This is a genomic window from Thiocapsa rosea (assembly GCF_003634315.1).
GTDB lineage: Bacteria > Pseudomonadota > Gammaproteobacteria > Chromatiales > Chromatiaceae > Thiocapsa > Thiocapsa rosea.
Map to the genome: position 1 here is coordinate 18,608 of NZ_RBXL01000001.1, position 19,041 is coordinate 37,648.

The 19,041-nt window shown below is 64.2% G+C and carries 15 protein-coding genes; 10 read left to right on the forward strand and 5 right to left on the reverse strand.

Annotated features, from left to right (window positions below):
• Positions 1 to 2: 2 nt before the first annotated feature.
• Genes BDD21_RS28455 through BDD21_RS00130 form a run of 3 tightly spaced genes read left to right on the forward strand, consistent with a single transcriptional unit; the run spans position 3 to position 2,078 of the window.
• A complete protein-coding gene (locus BDD21_RS28455) occupies positions 3 to 1,067 on the forward strand; it encodes a type I restriction enzyme subunit R domain-containing protein (RefSeq protein ID WP_245969344.1) in 1,065 nt (354 codons plus the stop codon).
• Positions 1,051 to 1,755 (forward strand): TOTE conflict system archaeo-eukaryotic primase domain-containing protein, encoded by a 705-nt coding sequence (locus tag BDD21_RS00125; protein WP_211334946.1) that lies wholly within the window; start codon positions 1,051 to 1,053, stop codon positions 1,753 to 1,755. Before BDD21_RS28455 ends, BDD21_RS00125 begins: the two co-directional genes overlap by 17 nt.
• The gene (locus tag BDD21_RS00130) at positions 1,743 to 2,078 is read left to right on the forward strand and encodes a helicase-related protein (RefSeq protein ID WP_120795421.1); all 336 of its coding nucleotides are present in this window, start codon (positions 1,743 to 1,745) and stop codon (positions 2,076 to 2,078) included. The genes BDD21_RS00125 and BDD21_RS00130 overlap by 13 nt, the downstream gene beginning before the upstream one ends.
• Before the next feature lie 90 nt (positions 2,079 to 2,168).
• On the opposite strand, the gene BDD21_RS00135 is transcribed toward BDD21_RS00130, so the two are convergent.
• On the reverse strand, positions 2,169 to 3,419 hold the full coding sequence (locus tag BDD21_RS00135) for an ISL3 family transposase (RefSeq protein WP_120795416.1): 1,251 nt from the start codon (positions 3,417 to 3,419) through the stop codon (positions 2,169 to 2,171).
• Positions 3,420 to 3,534: 115 nt separating this feature from the next.
• Between BDD21_RS00135 and BDD21_RS27650 the strand changes: the two genes are divergently transcribed.
• From BDD21_RS27650 to BDD21_RS00160, 6 genes are all read left to right on the forward strand, one after another.
• Entirely contained in the window at positions 3,535 to 3,708 is a 174-nt protein-coding gene (locus BDD21_RS27650) for a hypothetical protein (RefSeq protein WP_170164650.1), read from the forward strand.
• 69 nt (positions 3,709 to 3,777) lie between these two features.
• Positions 3,778 to 5,232 (forward strand): DUF3375 domain-containing protein, encoded by a 1,455-nt coding sequence (locus BDD21_RS00140; protein ID WP_120795422.1) that lies wholly within the window; start codon positions 3,778 to 3,780, stop codon positions 5,230 to 5,232.
• A gap of 2 nt (positions 5,233 to 5,234) precedes the next feature.
• Complete coding sequence (locus BDD21_RS00145; RefSeq protein ID WP_120795423.1) at positions 5,235 to 5,885, forward strand: DUF4194 domain-containing protein; 651 nt, start codon at positions 5,235 to 5,237, stop codon at positions 5,883 to 5,885.
• 269 nt (positions 5,886 to 6,154) lie between these two features.
• A complete protein-coding gene (locus BDD21_RS00150; protein ID WP_211334947.1) occupies positions 6,155 to 6,295 on the forward strand; it encodes a DUF29 family protein in 141 nt (46 codons plus the stop codon).
• Positions 6,267 to 9,704 (forward strand): ATP-binding protein, encoded by a 3,438-nt coding sequence (locus BDD21_RS00155; protein ID WP_245969345.1) that lies wholly within the window; start codon positions 6,267 to 6,269, stop codon positions 9,702 to 9,704. Before BDD21_RS00150 ends, BDD21_RS00155 begins: the two co-directional genes overlap by 29 nt.
• Complete coding sequence (locus BDD21_RS00160) at positions 9,701 to 10,978, forward strand: DUF3322 domain-containing protein (protein ID WP_120795425.1); 1,278 nt, start codon at positions 9,701 to 9,703, stop codon at positions 10,976 to 10,978. The genes BDD21_RS00155 and BDD21_RS00160 overlap by 4 nt, the downstream gene beginning before the upstream one ends.
• A gap of 222 nt (positions 10,979 to 11,200) precedes the next feature.
• Here the strand turns inward: BDD21_RS00160 and BDD21_RS00165 are convergent, their stop codons facing one another.
• The 4 genes from BDD21_RS00165 to BDD21_RS00180 form a co-directional block, all read right to left on the reverse strand.
• The gene (locus tag BDD21_RS00165; protein ID WP_120795426.1) at positions 11,201 to 12,598 is read right to left on the reverse strand and encodes a DUF945 family protein; all 1,398 of its coding nucleotides are present in this window, start codon (positions 12,596 to 12,598) and stop codon (positions 11,201 to 11,203) included.
• A complete protein-coding gene (dxs, locus tag BDD21_RS00170; RefSeq protein WP_120795427.1) occupies positions 12,595 to 14,571 on the reverse strand; it encodes a 1-deoxy-D-xylulose-5-phosphate synthase in 1,977 nt (658 codons plus the stop codon). The genes BDD21_RS00165 and dxs overlap by 4 nt, the downstream gene beginning before the upstream one ends.
• 85 nt (positions 14,572 to 14,656) lie before the next feature.
• A complete protein-coding gene (locus BDD21_RS00175) occupies positions 14,657 to 15,973 on the reverse strand; it encodes a thioredoxin domain-containing protein (protein ID WP_120795428.1) in 1,317 nt (438 codons plus the stop codon).
• 304 nt (positions 15,974 to 16,277) lie between these two features.
• Positions 16,278 to 17,204: a LysR family transcriptional regulator gene (locus BDD21_RS00180; RefSeq protein ID WP_120795429.1), complete on the reverse strand. Its 927-nt coding sequence runs from the start codon at positions 17,202 to 17,204 to the stop codon at positions 16,278 to 16,280.
• 365 nt (positions 17,205 to 17,569) lie between these two features.
• On the opposite strand from BDD21_RS00180, the gene BDD21_RS00190 reads away from it, so the two are divergent.
• Positions 17,570 to 18,988, forward strand: a complete 1,419-nt coding sequence (locus BDD21_RS00190; protein WP_120795430.1) for a form I ribulose bisphosphate carboxylase large subunit — start codon at positions 17,570 to 17,572, stop codon at positions 18,986 to 18,988.
• The last annotated feature ends 53 nt before the right edge of the window (positions 18,989 to 19,041 follow it).

Sequence of the window (19,041 nt, forward strand, 5' to 3'; positions counted from 1 at the left end):
GCGTGCTGCTGGTCGCGGAGAAGTACCAGACGGGCTTCGACCAGCCGGTGCTGCACACGATGTATGTCGACAAGCGCCTGGCGGGGATTCAGGCGGTCCAGACGCTCTCCAGGCTCAACCGCACCCACCCCTTGAAGGAGGACACCTTCGTGTTGGATTTCGTGAATGACCCCGCCGAAATCCAGGACGCCTTCCGCCAGTATTACGAAGGCTCGGTCATGGGCGAGCAGGTCGATCCGGACAAGCTCTACGAGGTCAAGGCGGAACTCGATGCCTCGGGCATCTATCTGCAGACCGAAGTGACCGAGTTTGCTCGCGTGTTCTTCGCGCCGAAGCGCCGGCAAAGCCCAGGCGATCACAAGGCGATGAATGCCGTTCTGGACCAGGCGGTCGCACGCTTCGCACGGATGCAGAACGCGGAAGAGGAGGAGGCCGAGCTTTGGCGCGGCAAACTGCATGCCTTCCGCAACCTCTACAGCTTTCTGAGTCAGGTGATTCCCTACCAGGACAGCGACCTCGAAAAGCTCTTCACCTATCTGCGCCATCTCGCGCTCAAGCTACCCAAGCGCAAGAACGGACCCGGCTATCAGTTCGATGAAGACGTCGAGCTCGACTACTACCGATTACAGAAGATCAGCGAAGGCTCGATCAGCCTGAACGAAGGCTATGCCAAACCGCTGGACGGGCCGCGTGAGGTAGGGTCCGGAATCGTGCGTGAGGAACATGTTTCGCTGTCACGTCTGATCGACATCATCAACGAACGCTTCGGCGGCGAGCTCAACGAAGCGGATCAGTTGTTCTTCGATCAGATCGCCGAGGCAGCCAGCCAAAACGAGTCTCTACAGAAGGCCGCCGAAGTCAACTCGCTCGATAAGTTCCAGCTGGTGTTCCGGCAGGTACTGGAATCGCTCTTCATCGAGCGGATGGAGCTGAACGAAGAGCTGTTTACGGAGTACATGGGCAAGCCGGATCTGCAGGAGCTGATCTCCAAATGGCTCGGCAGCCAAGTGTACGGCCGCCTGTCTCCGGGAAAGCCAATTATGAACGAACATGAGCAGACAGGATGAACAAGACCCGCTGACGACCCTGCGCGCCGAGAACACCCGCCTGATCTCGCTGCTCGAGCAACACGGCATTGATTGGCGCGTATCGGCCGAGCCTTCGCCGTCGGCTCCCGATCGCGAGCCATCACGCCTGTCGACCGCCAACAAGATCGCCCTTTTTCGCCGCCTCTTTCGCGGGCGAACGGATGTCTACCCGGTCCGCTGGGAGAGCCCGCGCACCGGCAGGTCGGGTTACACGCCGGCCTGTGCAAACGAATGGCGTCCGGGTGTCTGCGAGAAGCCGCGCATCAAGTGCTCGGACTGCGGCCATCGCCGGCTGATCCCGCTATCCGATAAGGTGATTCATGACCATCTGACCGGTAAGGACACGGTCGGCGTCTATCCCCTGTTGGACGACGGCACCTGCTACTTTCTGGCCGTCGATTTCGATGACGAGGACTGGGACAAGGATGCCCGTGCCTTCGTCCGGTCATGTGACGAGCTCGGCGTGCCGGTCACGCTTGAGATTTCTCGCTCCGGTCAGGGCGCGCATGCGTGGCTCTTCTTCTCCGACAAGGTGTCGGCGCGCGATGCCCGCCGCTTGGGCACCGCCATCATCAGCCACACCTGCGGCCGAACACGGCAGCTCACGCTGAAATCCTACGACCGATTGTTTCCCAATCAAGACCGAATGCCATCGTGTTCGCCGTGAAGAGCGCGTTCGACCGAGGACGCAAAGTCTTGGTGTTGACCCAGCGCACGGCTCACCTCGACGCGATCTTAGCCGCCCTTCACGACAAGGGCTTGGACCCAATCGTCCTGCACGGCCGAATGTCGAGAAAGCAACGTGGCGATCGGATCGCAGAGCTCGGTACGCTGCCGCAAGATGAACCGCGCATCCTTTTGGCAACGGGAAAGTTGGTCGGCGAAGGCTTCGACCACCCACCGTTGGATACCCTGGTCTTGGCGATGCCGATCTCGTGGAAAGGGCTCTCCCGGAATTCAGGGAAAGCGCTAAAATATTTAAAAACATGACGTTGTAGTCATTTTGACCGAACACGTTGGTTGAAAATATCGCTGGACGCACCCCGTCCAAGCCATTTTTAAGCGGTTGTTTTTCATTGATCAGCGCGCGAAAACCCGATAACCGCACAGATCGAGGTACACCCTCTGGTAGAGCCGGCGCAGGTTGCTCAAGCCATAGCACCGCCGTTTTAATACTTTGATCTTGTTGTTGAGACCTTCGACGAAACCGCTCGTGTGTCGTTCGGTAAAATAATTGGTGATCTCGTCCCAATGACGGCGCAACGTTTTCAGGAAGGATTGAAAACACGTCATCTCGGCGTTCTTGACCCGTCGCATCCAGCCACTGAGTTTGCGCTTGGCCTGACCTTTGGACAGGGGCATGTCGTAGACCTCGGTGAGGGCTTGGCTGAGGGCATGAGCTTGCGCGAGTTGCGGGGAATAGGCGAACAACCGGGCGCGGATCCGCCGTTCCTCGGCGCTCAAGTCGGATTCGCGCTTGCGCAGGATCCAATGGACGTTCTTGAGCCCGCCGTACTCGGTTTTCGACAGGTCGCGCTTGAGCCGGCGCAGTTCTGTCTTGCGCAACGTCTCCACGGCGTCGCGATACAAACGCGCGACATGGAAGCGATCGGCGCAGATGGCGACGTGCGTGCCGAAGACGGCCTTGGCCGCACCGATGAAGCCGCTGTACAGGTCGGTGCACACGACGCGAACGGTGCGCCGCAAGGATTTTGGGATCGTGCGCAAAAACGCCTCGATGGTCGCGCGCTTACGGTCCTTGAGCACGGCGAGGATGCTCAGGGTGTCCTCGACCCTGGCGCTGACGATCACCACGAAATTGCCGTGGCCTTTGGTCAAGGCGATCTCGTCGAGCCCGAGCACGGGCAGCGCCGTGAGCGTCGTCCAGTCGATCTGGCTCGGGACGCACCGATCGAGAATACCGTCGAGGTGCTCCGGGGTGACGGCCTCCTTGTGCGCGACGTCTTCCAGGGTGCTGTTGATCAGGGCGCGCATCAGGCTGTGTTCGAACGCACGGGTGAAGCCGCTGCGCGGGTCGTACCAGTCCACCCGTTGGGTGGTGGTGGGATGATCCCGGCAATCGGGGCAGCGATACCGTTTGGGACGAATGAGAATTTCGGTGCGATGCTCGAAGATCGACAGATGGCGCAACCGCCGTTCTTCACCGAGTCCATGCGGCTCAGTGATGCGTCGGCCGCAGCTCCGGCACTGCGTGCCCTCCTCGGTGCTGTGCACATGAATTTCCAGCACAGCGGCGTCCGTGATCTCGACGCGGTCGATGGCGATCTGCGGCAGTCCGAGCAGGCGCAGGAGTTGGCTCTGGTCAATCATCGGTTTTCCATTGAGTTAAAAGCGTTCGAATGGAAGTTTACCAAGATTGGCTGCGTAGAACACTGATTTTACTAAACTTGGCGTTCCCTGAGATCCGGGAGAGCCGTGGAAAGGCATGTTGCAGCAGTACGCCGGCAGACTGCATCGCGAGCATGCCACCAAAACCGACGTGCGGATCCACGATTTCGTCGACACCGGACACCCGGTCCTGCTGCGCATGTGGGATCGGCGACGGCAGGGCTATCGGGCGATGGGTTATCGGATTGCGGAAGGAGATCGCGTGAGCTGATCCGAGATCCCCACCCTCGATCCATCAAAGGTCGCAGCCGATCCGGTCCTGAGGCATGATCGTCGGATCATGGACTTCGCCACCCTCGACACCCTGCGCACCCACCACCCCGCGTGGCGGCTGTTGCGCTCGGATCATGCCCCGCTGGTGGCAAGCTTTCTGAACCGCGTCTTCGTGCAGCCCAATGTTCGGGTGATGGCGGCGGCGGATCTGGCCGAGGCGCTCGAAGACGAGTTGTATGCACTACGCGAGCGTCTCGGCGAGGGCAGCTTCCCCAAGTCGGCGTTGGACTATCTCAACGATTGGGCCGGCCCGGACAAGGGCTGGCTGCGCAAGTTCTACGCCCGTGACTCGGACGAGCCGCAATTCGATCTGACACCGGCGACCGAGAAGGCGATCGCCTGGCTCGGCACCCTCTCGGAACGCAGCTTCGTGGGGACAGAGTCGCGGCTCTTGACCCTGTTCGAGCTGCTCAAGCAGATGAGCGAGGGCAGCGAGGCCGATCCCGAGAAGCGCATCGCGGAGCTCGTCAAGCGGCGCGACGAGATCGATGCCGAGATCGCGCGGGTGCTGGGCGGCGACGTGCCGCTGCTGGACGACACGGCGCTGAAGGATCGCTTCCAGCAGTTTATGCAGTTGGCGCGCGAGCTGTTGACCGATTTCCGCGAGGTGGAGCACAACTTCCGTCTGCTCGATCGGCGGGTGCGCGAGCGAATCGCGCTCTGGGAGGGGGCGAAGGGCGCGCTCCTGGAAGAGATCATGGGCGAGCGCGACGCCATCGCCGACTCCGACCAAGGGCGCAGCTTCCGGGCCTTTTGGGATTTCCTCATGTCCAGTCGCCGGCAGGAGGAGCTGACCGAGCTGTTGGACCGGGTGCTCGCCCTGCCCCCGGTCGCGGAGCTGAAGCCGGATGCGCGCACCCGCCGGGTGCATTACGACTGGCTCGAGGCCGGCGAGCACACACAACGCACGGTCGCGCAGCTCTCACAGCAACTGCGGCGCTTTCTTGACGATCAGGCGTGGCTGGAGAACCGGCGCATCATGGACATCCTGCACGGGATCGAGGCGAAGGCGCTGGCCCTGCGCGAGCACCAGCCGAGCGGCGAGGTGATGCGCATCGCCGAGTCCGCCGCCGCGGTCGAGCTGCCGATGGAGCGTCCGCTCTACACCCCGCCCCTGAAGCCGGTGATCGCGGATCTGGAGCTGCAGGCGGGCGACGCCGATCTGGACGCCGATGCGCTCTATGCGCAGGTCGTGGTCGACCGCGCGCAGCTTGCGCGCCACATCCGCCACGCCTTGCAGGATCGCTCCCAGGTCACGCTGCGCGAGCTGACCGAGCTGCGGCCCTTGACGCAGGGCCTCGCGGAGCTCGTGGCCTATCTTCAGTTGGGCAGCGACGCCTTCAAGACGACGCTGGACGAGACGACCCCGGAGGTGATTGTCTGGGAGGCGCACGCGAGCGACGGCCTGGCGGTCCGAAAGACCGCCCGACTGCCCCGCGTCATCTTTGTCAGAGAGAGGTGAGGATGGACGACGACCAAGGACAGGCGCGGGACACCCCGGCGGTCCCGGCCGGGGCGGAGCTGTCCGCGCTGGTAATCGGTCTGCTCAAAGGGGTCCTCTATCGCGAGGGCGACGAGCGACTCTGGGGCACGCTGCTCGATCTGCAGGCGCGGGTGCGGGACTATGTGTCGGTGCTCGGACTGGAACTGGTGCTCGACGAGGCGGAAGGGTACGCGTTCCTCAAAAGCCGCGCCGAGACCGCCGAGGACGAGGCCGCGCCCAAGCTGCCGCGTCTGGTCGCGCGTCGGCCGCTGTCGTTTCCGGTCAGCCTCTTGCTGGCCTTGCTGCGCAAGAAGCTCGCCGAGTTCGATGCGGGCGGGGCCGAAACGCGCCTCGTGCTCTCGCGCGACGAGATCGTCGAGCTGGTACGGGTCTTCCTGCCCCAAAGCAGCAACGAGGCGAGACTCATCGACCAGATCGAGACCCACGTCAACAAGGTCGTCGAGCTGGGCTTCCTGCGCCGGCTCAAGACAGCCGGCGGCTCCGCCCGCGGCCCAGACAGCTACGAAGTGCGGCGGATCCTGAAGGCTTTCGTCGATGCCCAATGGTTGGCGGACTTCGACGCACGGCTGGCGGTCTATCGGGCGCAGGTCGATCCGGACAAAAGCGCTTGAGCTGTCAGGGGCGACGGCCTCGATCATCGTTTCGACCACCTCGGCAGTGTCAAGATCGCCGCACGGCGGACTGAAGTCCGCCTCCCCGGGGGCCGACTGAAGTCGGCGGACCCGCGCGTGCGGCCGGAGTTTGGCATCCGGTCGGAGAACCCGAGAGGCCTGGACGACAGGATGGCCAAAGCCGGGGCGACGAAGGCAAAGGGTTGAAACGATTCGGCAATCGCGTGACGATGTGGGGATCATTCAACGCAAAGGGTGCGAGGCGATTCATGACACCTCTTTACGAGCAGGATTTTTCCGAACTTCAGGCCGCACGGGAGATCGGCGTCGAGGAGACGCAGTTTCCCGCCGTATGCCCTTTCACCGTCGAACAGATACTGGATGATCACTGGCCCGATGCCGCCGCTTGAATCGCTCGACCTGGACTTCGTCGCTGACGACCGCCTGTCCGGCTTTCGTCTGTCGCGCCTGGAGGTCTTCAACTGGGGCACCTTCGACAGCCGCGTCTGGACCCTGTCGCTCGACGGCAAGAACGGGCTGCTGACCGGCGATATCGGCTCGGGCAAGTCGACCCTGGTGGATGCCGTAACGACCCTTTTGGTCCCGGCTCAGCGCATCGCCTACAACAAGGCCGCGGGTGCGGACAGCAAGGAGCGCACCTTGCGCTCCTACGTGCTCGGGCATTACAAATCCGAGCGTAACGAGGTGACCGGGGCGGCCAAGCCCGTGAGTCTGCGCGATCACAACAACTACTCCGTCATCCTCGGCGTCTTCCACAACGCCGGCTATGACCAGACCGTCACGCTCGCCCAGGTCTTCTGGATGAAGGAGGCGCAGGGTCAGCCGGCCCGCTTCTTCGTCTGCGCCGAGCGTGATCTCTCGATCGCGACCGACTTCTCCCGGTTCGGGACCGACATCGCCCAACTGCGCAAGAAGCTGCGCGGGCTCGGTGCCGAGATCGAGGACGGCTTCCCCAAATACGGAGCCTGGTTCCGGCGCCGGCTGGGCATCGACAGCGAGCAGGCGCTCGAGCTCTTTCATCAGACGGTCTCGATGAAGTCCGTCGGCAACCTCACCGATTTCGTGCGCGGACACATGCTGGAGCCCTTCGCGGTGGAGACCCGCATCAAGGCGCTGATCGTACACTTCGACGATCTCAACCGCGCGCACGAGGCGGTGCTCAAGGCCAAGCGCCAGGTTGAAATGCTCACGCCCTTGGTGGCGGACTGCGCACGTCACGCCGGCCTGACACGAGAGGTCGAGGATCTCAGAGGCTGCCGCGACGGGTTGCGTGTCCACTTCGCGGGTTTGAAACTGGCGCTGCTCGGGAAACGTCTGGCGCACCTGCAGGAGGACCGGGAGCGCGTCGATGCCCTGGTCAAGCGCCTGGAGGGCCGTCGCGAGGAGCAAGGCAACCAGGTCTACGAACTCAAGCGCGCCGTGGCCGAAAACGGCGGGGACAGGCTCGAACGCCTGGCCGCCGAGATCAAGAAGCTGGAGGCGCTGCGCAACACCCGACAGGCCAAGGCACAACGCTATGCCGAGCTGACGGCCGGTCTCGACGAGAGCCCGGCCGCGGACGAAACGGCCTTCCTCGCGCAACGGCGTCGGCTCGCGGAGATGCGGGAGGGTTTGCAGGCGCGCGACATCGATCTGCAGAACGCGGTGACCGAGCACAGCGTGACCCTGCGCCAAGGCCAGCTCGAGCACGACGCACTCCAGGCCGAGATCGAGAGCCTGAAGCGTCGCCGCAGCAATATCGACGACCAGCAGATCCGAATCCGTGCCGCGCTCTGCGAGGCCCTGGGCCTTGCGGAGGAGTCGATGCCCTTCGCGGGCGAGCTGCTGCAGGTGCGCGACGAGGAGCGCGACTGGGAAGGTGCGGCCGAGCGGCTGATGCGCGGCTTCGGCCTGTCCCTGTTGGTACCGGACACGGCCTACAAGACGGTCGCCGAGTGGGTCGACAGCGCCCATCTGCGCGGTCGGCTCGTCTATTTCCATGTACGTGCCGCAGTGAGCACCCGAGGCCGGGGCGACCTGCCCGACCTGCACCGTGACTCGCTGGTCCGCAAGATCGCCGTCAAACCCGACTCGCCCTTCTACGACTGGCTCGAGCGCGAGCTGGCGCATCGGTTCGACGTGGCCTGTTGCATCACGCAGGAGCAGTTCAGGCGCGAGACCCGCGCCATCACACGCGCCGGCCAGATCAAGGACCCGACCGGACGTCACGAGAAGGACGACCGTCACCGCATCGACGACCGCAGCCGCTATGTCCTGGGCTGGACCAACGCGGCCAAGATCGAAACACTGGAGGCCAAGCGTCGCCGGCTCGAGGCCCATCTCGCCGAGATCGGCGCACTGACGGCCAAACTCGTGTCCGAGCGACAGGCGCTCGGTGCCCGCCTGAACGCACTGACGCGACTGGAAGAGTTTGTCGACTTCACCGAGCTGGATTGGGCCTCGGTCGCGACCGAGGTCGCCGCACTGATCGACGAGCGGCAACGCTTGGAATCAGCATCCGATCTGCTCAAGCAGCTCAATCAGCGCCTGGTGGAGGCCGTCCAAGCGCTTGCGCTCATCGAGGGCGAGCTGGAAGAGGCCAAAGCGAAGCGGGCCAAGACCGAGCAAAAGCAGGAGGATGCCGAGGCGCTCCAAGCACAGACCCAAGCGATCCTCGCGCCGAGCGCGGACGCTTCCCAACCCGCGCCCTCGACCGAGCTGACCGAGCGGCTAGAGGCCATGCGCGCCGAGGCGCTCGGCGAGCATCAATTGACCGTGGAGTCCTGCGACAACCGCGAGCAGGACATGCGCGCCTGGCTCCAGAACCGGATCAACAACGAAAGCGGCAAGATCAATACCCTGCTCAACCGGATCATCTCCGCGATGGTGGCCTACAAGAACGCCTTCGAGCTCGAAACCCGGGAGCTCGACGCCAACGTCGAGGCGGCCTTCGAGTACCGACAACAGCTCGACCAGTTGGGACGCGACGACCTGCCCCGCTTCGAGGCGCGCTTCAAGGAGCTGTTGAACGTCAACACCATCAACGAGATCGCCAACTTCAATGCCCAGCTCGCCCGCGAACGCGAGACCATCAAGGAGCGCATCGGGCGCATCAACGAGTCGCTCACCCAGATCGACTACAACCCGGGGCGCTATATCGCGCTCGAATCCCAGATCAGCCCGGACGCCGAGATCCGCGACTTCCAGTCCGAGCTGCGCGCCTGCACCGAGGGTGCACTGACCGGCTCCGAGGATGCACAGTATTCCGAGGCCAAATTTCTGCAGGTCAAGACCATCATCGAGCGCTTCCGGGGACGCGAGGGTCAGACCGACCAGGACAGGCGTTGGACCGCCAAGGTCACCGACGTGCGCAACTGGTTCCTGTTCGCCGCGAGCGAGCGCTGGCGCGAGGACGGGACAGAGTTCGAGCACTACTCGGACTCGGGCGGCAAATCCGGCGGTCAGAAGGAAAAGCTCGCCTACACCATCCTGGCCGCCAGCCTCGCCTACCAATTCGGGCTGGAATGGGGCGCGGTGCGCTCGCGATCCTTCCGCTTCGTCGTGATCGACGAGGCCTTCGGGCGCGGCTCGGACGAGTCGGCCCAGTACGGTCTGCGGCTCTTCCAACAGCTCAACCTGCAGCTGCTGATCGTCACGCCGCTGCAGAAGATCCACATCATCGAGCCCTTCGTCTCGGCCGTGGGTTTCGTGCACAACGAAGGCGGTCGCGAGTCCAAGCTGCGCAACCTGACGATCGAGGAGTATCGCGAGGAGTCCAGAGCCCGCAAGGCCGAGCCGAGTGCGAGCGTGCCGGCATGAGCTGGACGACGGCGGCGGATCTCAAGGCGCAACTGAACCGACTCTGGGATCGCGGCGAGCTGCTGCGCCCGCTGGTCGCCGACGACGTGGCCGGCACAAGCGGATTCCCGCTGCGTCTGCGATTGAAGGGACCCGGCTCCGCAGATCTGGCCGATCGGTTCGAAGCGGTGCGGGCCTGGATCGCCGAGCTGACGGCCGTCCCGCGTCTGCGCATCGGATGGCGCGCGGTCAATCATCGCGTGCTCGGCCCTCAGCGTCTGCCCGAGGCCATCTGGGTCGACACGCTCGACGACGCGCTCGCCCTGATCGGCCGACGGGGCGATGCGGCCCGGTTCGCCCAATCCGCGGAGATGACCCGATCACGACAACCGGCACTGCTCGACTGGCTCGGCAGGCGTCCCTTGCAGACCATCGCACTGGCCGACGATTGGGAGCGCCTGCTGGCCGTGGTGGACTGGCTGAGCCACCACCCGCGCCCGGGGGTCTACATCCGGCAGGTCGACATCCCCGGCATCCACAGCAAGTTCATCGAGGCGCATCGCCGCGTCCTCTCGGAGCTTTTTGATCTTGTCCTGCCGGCGGAGGCGGTCGATGCCGATCGCGTCGGCGTCGATGGGTTCGCCGCCCGCTACGGGTTTCTCGACAAGCCCAACCGGATCCGGTTTCGCCTGCTCGACGACGCCGTTCCCGTGCTGCCCGGACCGCTGCGAGCCGATGTCACCCTGGATGCGGAGAGCTTCGCCCGGCTTGCGATCCCGGTCGATCACGTCTTCATCACCGAGAACGAGACCAACTTTCTCGCCTTCCCGGACGCGGCCGCCTCGCTTGTCGTCTTCGGCGCCGGCTATGGCTGGGATGCATTGGCCCGGGCCGAGTGGCTCGGGACCTGCACCCTGCACTACTGGGGCGACATCGACACCCACGGCTTCGCCATCCTCGACCAGCTCCGCAGCCGGTTCGGCCAAGTTGCCTCCTTCCTGATGGATCGCGCCACCCTCATGGCGCACGAGACTCTCTGGGGCGAGGAGCCCGGTCAGGTCATGCACGACCTGCCCCGGCTCACCGCGTCGGAACATGCCTTATTCGACGACCTGCGCGACAACCGCATCCGCAAAGGCTTGCGTCTAGAGCAGGAGCGGATCGGGTTCCGGTGGGTGGAGACTGCGCTTGCGGATGCGCTGCTCGACAACAGCGGTGATCTTGGCCGCCCTACACGACAAGATCTCCTGCAAGCGATGGTTTATCGGGACGCGGAAGAGAGTCGCACGGTATGACCGGAGCCCCGTGCCGCCGAATTTAAACCGCGTCCGGTGCGATATGCGTCGTGTGTTGGATTGGCTTGGCCGCGCCAGATCCGACGACCGTCGGAGCGGGCGCGGTTTAGAGCATTAAAAAAGCTAAAAGTTTTAAACCGCGTCTCGCCAAGATCAAGGGAGTCTCCGACGCTAAACACAACATGAAAACGACGCATGTCGCTCCGGACGCGGTTCAGGCATTTACCGAAGCGGCACCGTCTTGCCGTTGATGGTCAAGAGCCCGTCGCCTAGGCGTAATGCAGAGGAGACCCTGTTGGCGCGCCGCGTGACCCAACCATCGCGGATCCACCCGCCGAGCAGGGTCTGCGCCTCTTGCCTCGCGATTTGTTCGGCCGTCGGCGCCGATATCGGCAGAAACTCGTCCTCGAAGCCGGGTTCGAGCGAGCGCGCGATCCAGTCCAGCGCGACCGACTCCGGAAGCTCCAGATCGCCGTCGGCCCGCAGCAGGATCACCCAATCGACGACCCCCGAGGTCAGCCCGCTCGGTGCATCGGTGCCCGGGTCGAAACGCAGATCGAGCCGCCCCAATGCAAGTCCGTCGGGGGTCTCGATGCGAATCGGCTCGACGCCGATCCGTGTCGCGCTTTCGATGAAACGCGGGGCGAGACTCGCGATCAGGCCGGCCGTGACCAGGCCCCGCATCTCCTGCGCGACCTGGTCAGTGGCCAGCAGGCGGATGCCCTCGCCCAGGTCGGCGAGCGCCTCGGCGTCCAGACGCTCGCCCGAAAGGCCGAGCTCCGATCGACCGTAGGTCATGGAATCGGTGGCGAGCTGCTTCGCGGAGAGCCCGAGACGCAGATCCAGGAGACCATCGCGAAGCGCTCGCGACAGGGTCGCCGAGAGGCCCTCGATCCGCAGCGACGGCGGTGCGGGTGTCGCCGAGCCAACCGCGCCCGCGGTGTCCTCGACCTCGACCAACGCCACCTGCAAGCGACCCGTGCCGGTGGAATCGTCGGGCTGATCGGCCTCGAATTGAAGATCGGACAGGCGCGCGAGTGGCCCCGTCGGTGTCGTCAGCGCGGCTTCGGGGAGCGTCAGCCGAACCTCGACGGCCTCCTGCCCGGCGGACACCACCAGCTCGCCGTCGAGCGGCCCGTGTCGCAACCCCATCACCTGCGTCGTCGGCAGGGTCTCGCCCGGCGGCACCCGCAGATCCATCCGGCCGGAGCCGTCCGCATACAGATCGATGGTCATCGGCAGCACAGGAAGGGCGACGGGGAACCCCTGAACCTCGAGCCGGGTGTGGACACGGCCGAGAACGGGCGGAAAGCGCGTTGTGAGCCAGATCCCGGGCCCTTGCTCGATGCGACTCTCCAGTCGAATCCGGGTGGGCGGCAGCGTCGTTTGCAGCGCCGAATCGGGGTTGATCAGCACCTCGAACGCGGCGCTGGAGGCGAACCAGCCTCGATTGTAGCTGTTCTCCAGGATCTCCCGGTCCGGCAGATCCTCGATGAGATCAGCCAGGAGATCCTCGTAGCCGACCTTGGCAAGGTATCCGAGCGCGAGAGGCGCGGCCGCGAGGACCAGGCCGAGGAGGATCGCGATCGTCAGGACCGCACCGCCGAGAAATCGCCTCATGCGGCGCCGGCGCCCTGGTGTCTGACCCGGACGCCGTCCGCGGATCCAGCGTCCGCGACCATCGAAAGGTCACGATCGGGGAACCGAAGCCCGTAGACGTCGCGCACGGAGGCGAGGATACCGTCGGCGTCCAGACCACAGGCGGCGAGCTGTTGGGCATGCTCGGCATGATCGATATAGCGATCCGGCAGCCCGAGATGCACGCAGTGGACCTCGATGCCTTCGGCGGCCAACCACTCGGCCACGCCGCTCCCGGCGCCGCCGGCGATGCTGTTCTCCTCGACGGTCACCAGCAGGTCATGCCCCTCGGCCAGCGCCCGGATCAGCGGACCGTCGAGCGGTTTGACGAAGCGCATGTTGGCCACCGTCGCATCCAAGGTCTCCGCTGCCGTCAATGCAGGCGTGACCATGCTGCCGAAGGCGAGCAGCGCCACCCGACTCCCCTGCCGGAGGACCTCGCCGCGCCCGATCGGCAGAGCCGGCGCCTCGGGGTCGATCGCCACGCCTGGCCCGCCGCCGCGCGGATAACGAACCATCGCCGGACCCGGATATTCGTAGGCGGTCCGAAGCATGGCGCGACACTCGTTCTCGTGGGCCGGCGCCATGATGACGAGCTGGGGCAGCGGCCGGCTGAAGCTCAGATCGAAACTGCCGGCATGGGTCGCCCCGTCCGCGCCGACCAGGCCGCCGCGGTCGACCGCGAAGGTCACGTCCAACCCTTGAAGGCAGACGTCGTGGATCAGTTGATCGTAGGCACGCTGCAGAAAACTCGAATAGATGGCGACGACGGGTTTGACGCCCTCGCAGGCCATGCCCGCCGCCAAGGTCACCGCGTGCTGCTCGGCGATCCCGACGTCGAAGAAGCGCTCCGGGAAGCGTTTGGAGAAGACCGTCAGGCCGGACCCCTCGCACATCGCCGGCGTGATGCCGACCAGGCGTGGATCCGCCTCGGCCGTGTCGCAGAGCCAACTGCCGAAGATCTGCGTGTAGGTCGGGCCTTTGGAGGCGCCCTTGCGCAGCTCGCCGGTGCGTCGATCGAACGGCGTGACGCCGTGATAGGTCACCGGCTGGCCCTCGGCAGGCTCGTAGCCGTGGCCCTTCTGGGTCACTACATGGAGGAAGCGCTGACCGCGCATCTCCTTGATGTTGCGCAACGTCTTGACCACGGAATGCACATCGTGGCCGTCGATGGGGCCGATGTAGTTGAACCCGAGCTCCTCGAACAGGGTGCTCGGCATCAACATGCCCTTCATGTGCTCTTCCCAGCGCCCGACCAGATGACGCAGTTGCGGCATGCCGCGTAAGGCGGTCTTGCTGCCCTCGCGCATGGTCGTGTAGATCTTGCCCGACAGCAGCCGCGCAAGATGGTTGGTAATGGCCCCGACGGGCGGGGAGATGGACATCTCGTTGTCGTTGAGGATGACGACCAGATCGATATCCATCGAGCCCGCGTGGTTGAGCGCCTCGAACGCCATGCCGGCACTCAAGGCCCCGTCGCCGATGATGGCGACGGCATCGCGGTGTTCGCCTTGTTGTCTCGCGGCCAAAGCCATGCCGAGCGCGGCACTGATGGAGGTGCTGGAATGGCCGACGCCGAAGCAGTCGTAGTCGCTCTCGCAGCGCTTAGGAAAGCCGGAGAGTCCGTCTTTCTGGCGCAAGGTGGGCATACGATCGCGCCGCCCGGTCAGAATCTTATGCGGGTAGGCCTGGTGGCCGACGTCCCAGACCAGCCGGTCGGCGGGGGTGTCGAAGACGTAGTGCAGTCCGACCGTCAACTCGACCACGCCGAGGCCGGCAGCAAGATGACCGCCGGTTTGCGAGACGGTGTCGACGAGATAGCCCCGCAGCTCGTTGACGACAGAAGGCAGCAGATGCTCCGGCAAGGCGCGAAGATCCGCCGGGGAGTTGATAGAAGCCAGCAACGGATAGCGGTGCAGGGTGATACCGGTGTCACTCGAAGGGCGGTCGGGCATGGTCGGCATTCGCGCATAGCTGAGACGGTGCGCTAGTTTAGACGAATCGCCGCGCGGCTGCTAAACCGCGTCCAGAGCGAGATGCTCACTTTCGCGTGAGTTCGACGTTTGGTGCGATGACGGCCGTCGCCCCGAGCGCAAAGAGCAGCAGAAGGACACCGACCCCGGGGTGCACGAGCAGCTCGGGCGCCAGCAGCATCACCCCGCCGAGTCCCAGCATCATCAGACCCGAGAGGAGCTTGAGGATCCGCCCCTGACGCTCGGTGAGTTTTTTCGCCCCCAGCGTGAAGGTGAAGACCAGCACGATGGCCAGAAGCGGCAGGACGTAGATCAGATTGTAGAGGGCCAGGTAGCCGTAATAGGCCGGCGCCGAGAGCTCGTGCAGCGTCAGCACCCGGGTGTAGACCATCGGGAAACCCGCGGTGCAGAGCAGCTCGTAGCTGTTCGCCGCCAACGCCAGGACGAGCGTTCCGATCAACATGGCCCCGAGACGGTCGGCCGCGAGCAGGGCGCGCATCCGCGCGAAGAGTCCGGGTTTCGCATGGTCGGGGATCGAGAGGCTCGGTCCGCGACGAAAGAAAAAATAATCCTTCACGTTCAGCCCGCCGACCAGGAGCGCGACCAGCCCGGCGACCGTCGTCACCGCCGCCGCCCCGCCGACGACCAGGAAAAGGTTCAGCCATGCGGCCATGAACAAGAAATAGACCAACCCGGAAAAGAGCACGAAGGTGCCGCCGATCAACAGCATCCGCGCCCGACTGCGGGCATGCACCATCAAACTCAGCAGGAAGAAGAGGACGAAGAAGGCGCAGGGATTGAAGGCATCGAGCCCGGCCAGCACCAGCGTGAAGACCGGCAGCGAGATGGCCTCTGGGTCCATCGCCCCCAAGAGCGGCAACCGGATGCCCTCCGGCGAAGGCGGCGCCGAGACCTCGGCACCCGGTGCGTCACCCTGCCTCGCGACCTGACGACAGAACCGCGCCAGACCAAGCAATTGCGCCCCGACTCCTTCGGCATCGTCGAAACCGGTCAGCATCCGCCCGCAGACGAAGAAGGCCGGAACCGAGCGGGCCTCCTCGCCCAGCGCGCGAGCCATCGCGACATAGCGCGCGACATGCGCGCGATCGGCAGCCAACTCGTAGGACCGCACCTGGATCCAGGGCTGCGCTTCGCCCAGGCCCTCCAGAAAATCCAGCGCCACCGTACAATGCGGACAGGTCCTGGACCAGAAAACGTAGAGCGGAACCCTGATCTCACCCTCGACGTCGGTCAGGACCCAATCCGGAGCCTGCTCGGGCCGCGGATCGGCGAAGTGATCGGAGGATGCGGCGAGGACGAAGGCGGAGGACACCAAGAGCACGGCGAGAATTAGGCTCCGCAAGACGTTCAACAGCGCCATCATCACCTCCTAAACCGCGCCCGGAGCGGTATGCGTCATTTGCTGGCATGGCTTGGCCGTGCCAGCTCCTACGACTGTCGGAGCTGGCGCGGTTTAAAGCATTGAAAAAGATTAACTTTTAAACCGCGCATCACTGAGATCCAGGATATCTCCAAAACCAAACGCAAGGTGAAAATGACGCATATCGCTCTGGACGCAGTTTAAACCGCGCCCAGAGCGAAATACTCGTTTTCGAGTGAGTTCGGCGTTTGGTGCATCCACGCCCCTTAGCGGGGACGCGGTTTAAAATCATATCTTTTTTAATCTCTTAAACCGCCCCGGCCCCGAGAAAGATCGGCGGAGCAATCACTGCGGCCTCCGTCAAAACGAACTCCCGAAAGGCGTTGGCCGCCGGCGAGAGACGCTTGCCTCGGCGATAGACCAGATACCACTGGCGCTGGTCGGGGAATCCTTCGACATCCAAGGTGACGAGTCGGCGCGTCTCGAGCTCCAGCTCGATCGTGTGCATCGACACGACGCTGAGGCCCAGCCCTGAGCGAACCGCCTGCTTCACGGCCTCGTTGCGGGTCATCTGCATCCCGTGACGGATGGCCAGACCGCGCTCGCCGAAGAAGCGCTCCATCGTCTGCCGCGTGCCTGAGCCGGGCTCGCGCATCACGAAGACCTCCTCGGCCAACCGCGCGAGACCGATCGCCCGCTCGCCCACGAGTGGATGATCGGGCGGCGCGATCACCACCAGCGGATTCGCCATGAACGCCTCGGACTCGACCTCCATGTCCGTCGGCGGCACGCCCATCAGCACCAGATCGACCGTATTGTCGTACAGCATGCGCACCAGCTGCTCGCGATTGGTGACGTCGAGCTGCAGACCGATCCCCGGATAGCGCTGCTGGAAGATCGCCAAGAGGCGCGGCGCGAAATAGTTGACCGTGCTCGCGACCGCGAGATGCAGCCGACCGCGGCTGACCCCTTTCAGTGACTCGAGCACCTCTTCCATCTCCTGCAGGGCGCTGTTGACGGTACGGCCATAGTCGTAGACCTCCCGACCGGCCTCGGTCAACAAAATGCGATTGCCGAGACGCTCGAACAGCGGCAGTCCGGCCTCCTCCTCAAGCTGACGCACCTGCATCGAGACGGCGGGTTGAGTGAGATGCAGCTCCTCGGCCGCTCGCGTGTAACTGAGGTGGCGCGCGACGGCATCGAAGACCTTGAGCTGTCGGAGTGAGACATGCACGAGCGTGGGTCCTCTTTCTTCTGAGCCGCCGGCCGCCAGCCTCCTGCCTCCTGCCTCCTGCCTCCTGCCTCCTGCCTCCTGCCTCCTGTCTCCTGCCTCCTGTCTCCTGCCTCCGGCTGTCAACTATCAGACTTCATCCTTTAGCTGATGGCTGATGGCTGGTGGCCGGCGACCGGCGGCCGGCGGCTAAACCATAGACATAAGTCTATACTTATGTCGACTATAAGCAATATTAACTAGTAATTATAGGGTTTTTGAATATACTGCCGCACCAGGTTCCAAGCGCGCAGCGCACCGAGCGGGACTGCGGACCAGCACAGATCTGGACCGGCGAATTTCTTCACTATTTCCGAGGACAAGCGAACATGGCAAAGACCTACAGCGCGGGCGTCAAAGAGTATCGCGAAACATACTGGATGCCGGATTACACCCCGTCGGACACCGACCTCCTGGCCTGTTTCAAGATCACTCCGCAAGCAGGCGTTCCGCGTGAAGAAGCCGCTGCCGCTGTCGCCGCCGAGTCCTCCACCGGCACTTGGACGACGGTCTGGACCGACCTCCTGACCGATATGGACCACTACAAGGGCCGCGCCTACGCCATCGAGGATGTCCCGGGCAACGACGACGCCTTCTACGCCTTCATCGCCTACCCGATCGACCTGTTCGAAGAAGGCTCGGTCGTCAACGTCTTCACCTCGCTGGTCGGCAACGTCTTCGGGTTCAAGGCCGTACGCGCGCTGCGTCTGGAAGATGTCCGTTTCCCGATCGCCTATGTCATGACCTGCAACGGCCCGCCGCACGGCATCCAGGTCGAGCGCGACATCATGAACAAGTACGGTCGCCCGATGCTCGGCTGCACCATCAAGCCGAAGCTGGGTCTGTCCGCCAAGAACTACGGCCGTGCCGTCTACGAATGTCTGCGCGGCGGTCTGGACTTCACCAAGGACGACGAGAACGTCAACTCACAGCCCTTCATGCGCTGGCGTCAACGCTTCGACTTCGTCATGGACGCGATCGACAAGGCCGAGCGCGAGACCGGCGAGCGTAAGGGTCACTACCTGAACGTCACCGCGCCGACCCCGCACGAGATGTTCAAGCGTGCCGAGTACGCCAAGGAGATCGGCGCGCCGATCATCATGCACGACTACATCACCGGCGGCTTCTGCGCCAACACCGGTCTGGCCCAGTGGTGTCGCGACAACGGCGTGCTCCTGCACATCCACCGTGCGATGCACGCCGTGCTCGACCGCAACCCGAACCACGGCATCCATTTCCGTGTGCTGACCAAGATCCTGCGTCTGTCCGGCGGCGACCATCTGCACACCGGCACCGTCGTCGGCAAGCTCGAAGGCGACCGCGAGTCGACCCTCGGCTGGATCGACCTGCTCCGTGAGTCCTACATCAAGGAAGACCGCTCGCGCGGCATCTTCTTCGACCAAGACTGGGGCTCCATGCCCGGCGCCTTCGCGGTCGCCTCCGGCGGTATCCACATCTGGCACATGCCCGCGCTGGTGAACATCTTCGGCGACGACGCCGTCCTGCAGTTCGGCGGCGGCACCCTGGGCCATCCCTGGGGCAACGCGGCCGGCGCCGCGGCCAACCGTGTCGCGCTCGAAGCCTGTGTGGAGGCGCGCAATCAGGGTGTCGCGATCGAGAAGGAAGGCAAGGAGATCCTCACCAACGCCGCCAAGCACAGCCCCGAGCTCAAGATCGCCATGGAGACCTGGAAGGAGATCAAGTTCGAGTTCGATACCGTCGATAAGCTCGACGTTTCGCACAAGTAAGCTGTCAGCCATCAGCTGTCAGCGATCAGCCATGGGCGATCGGCGCGAAGCGC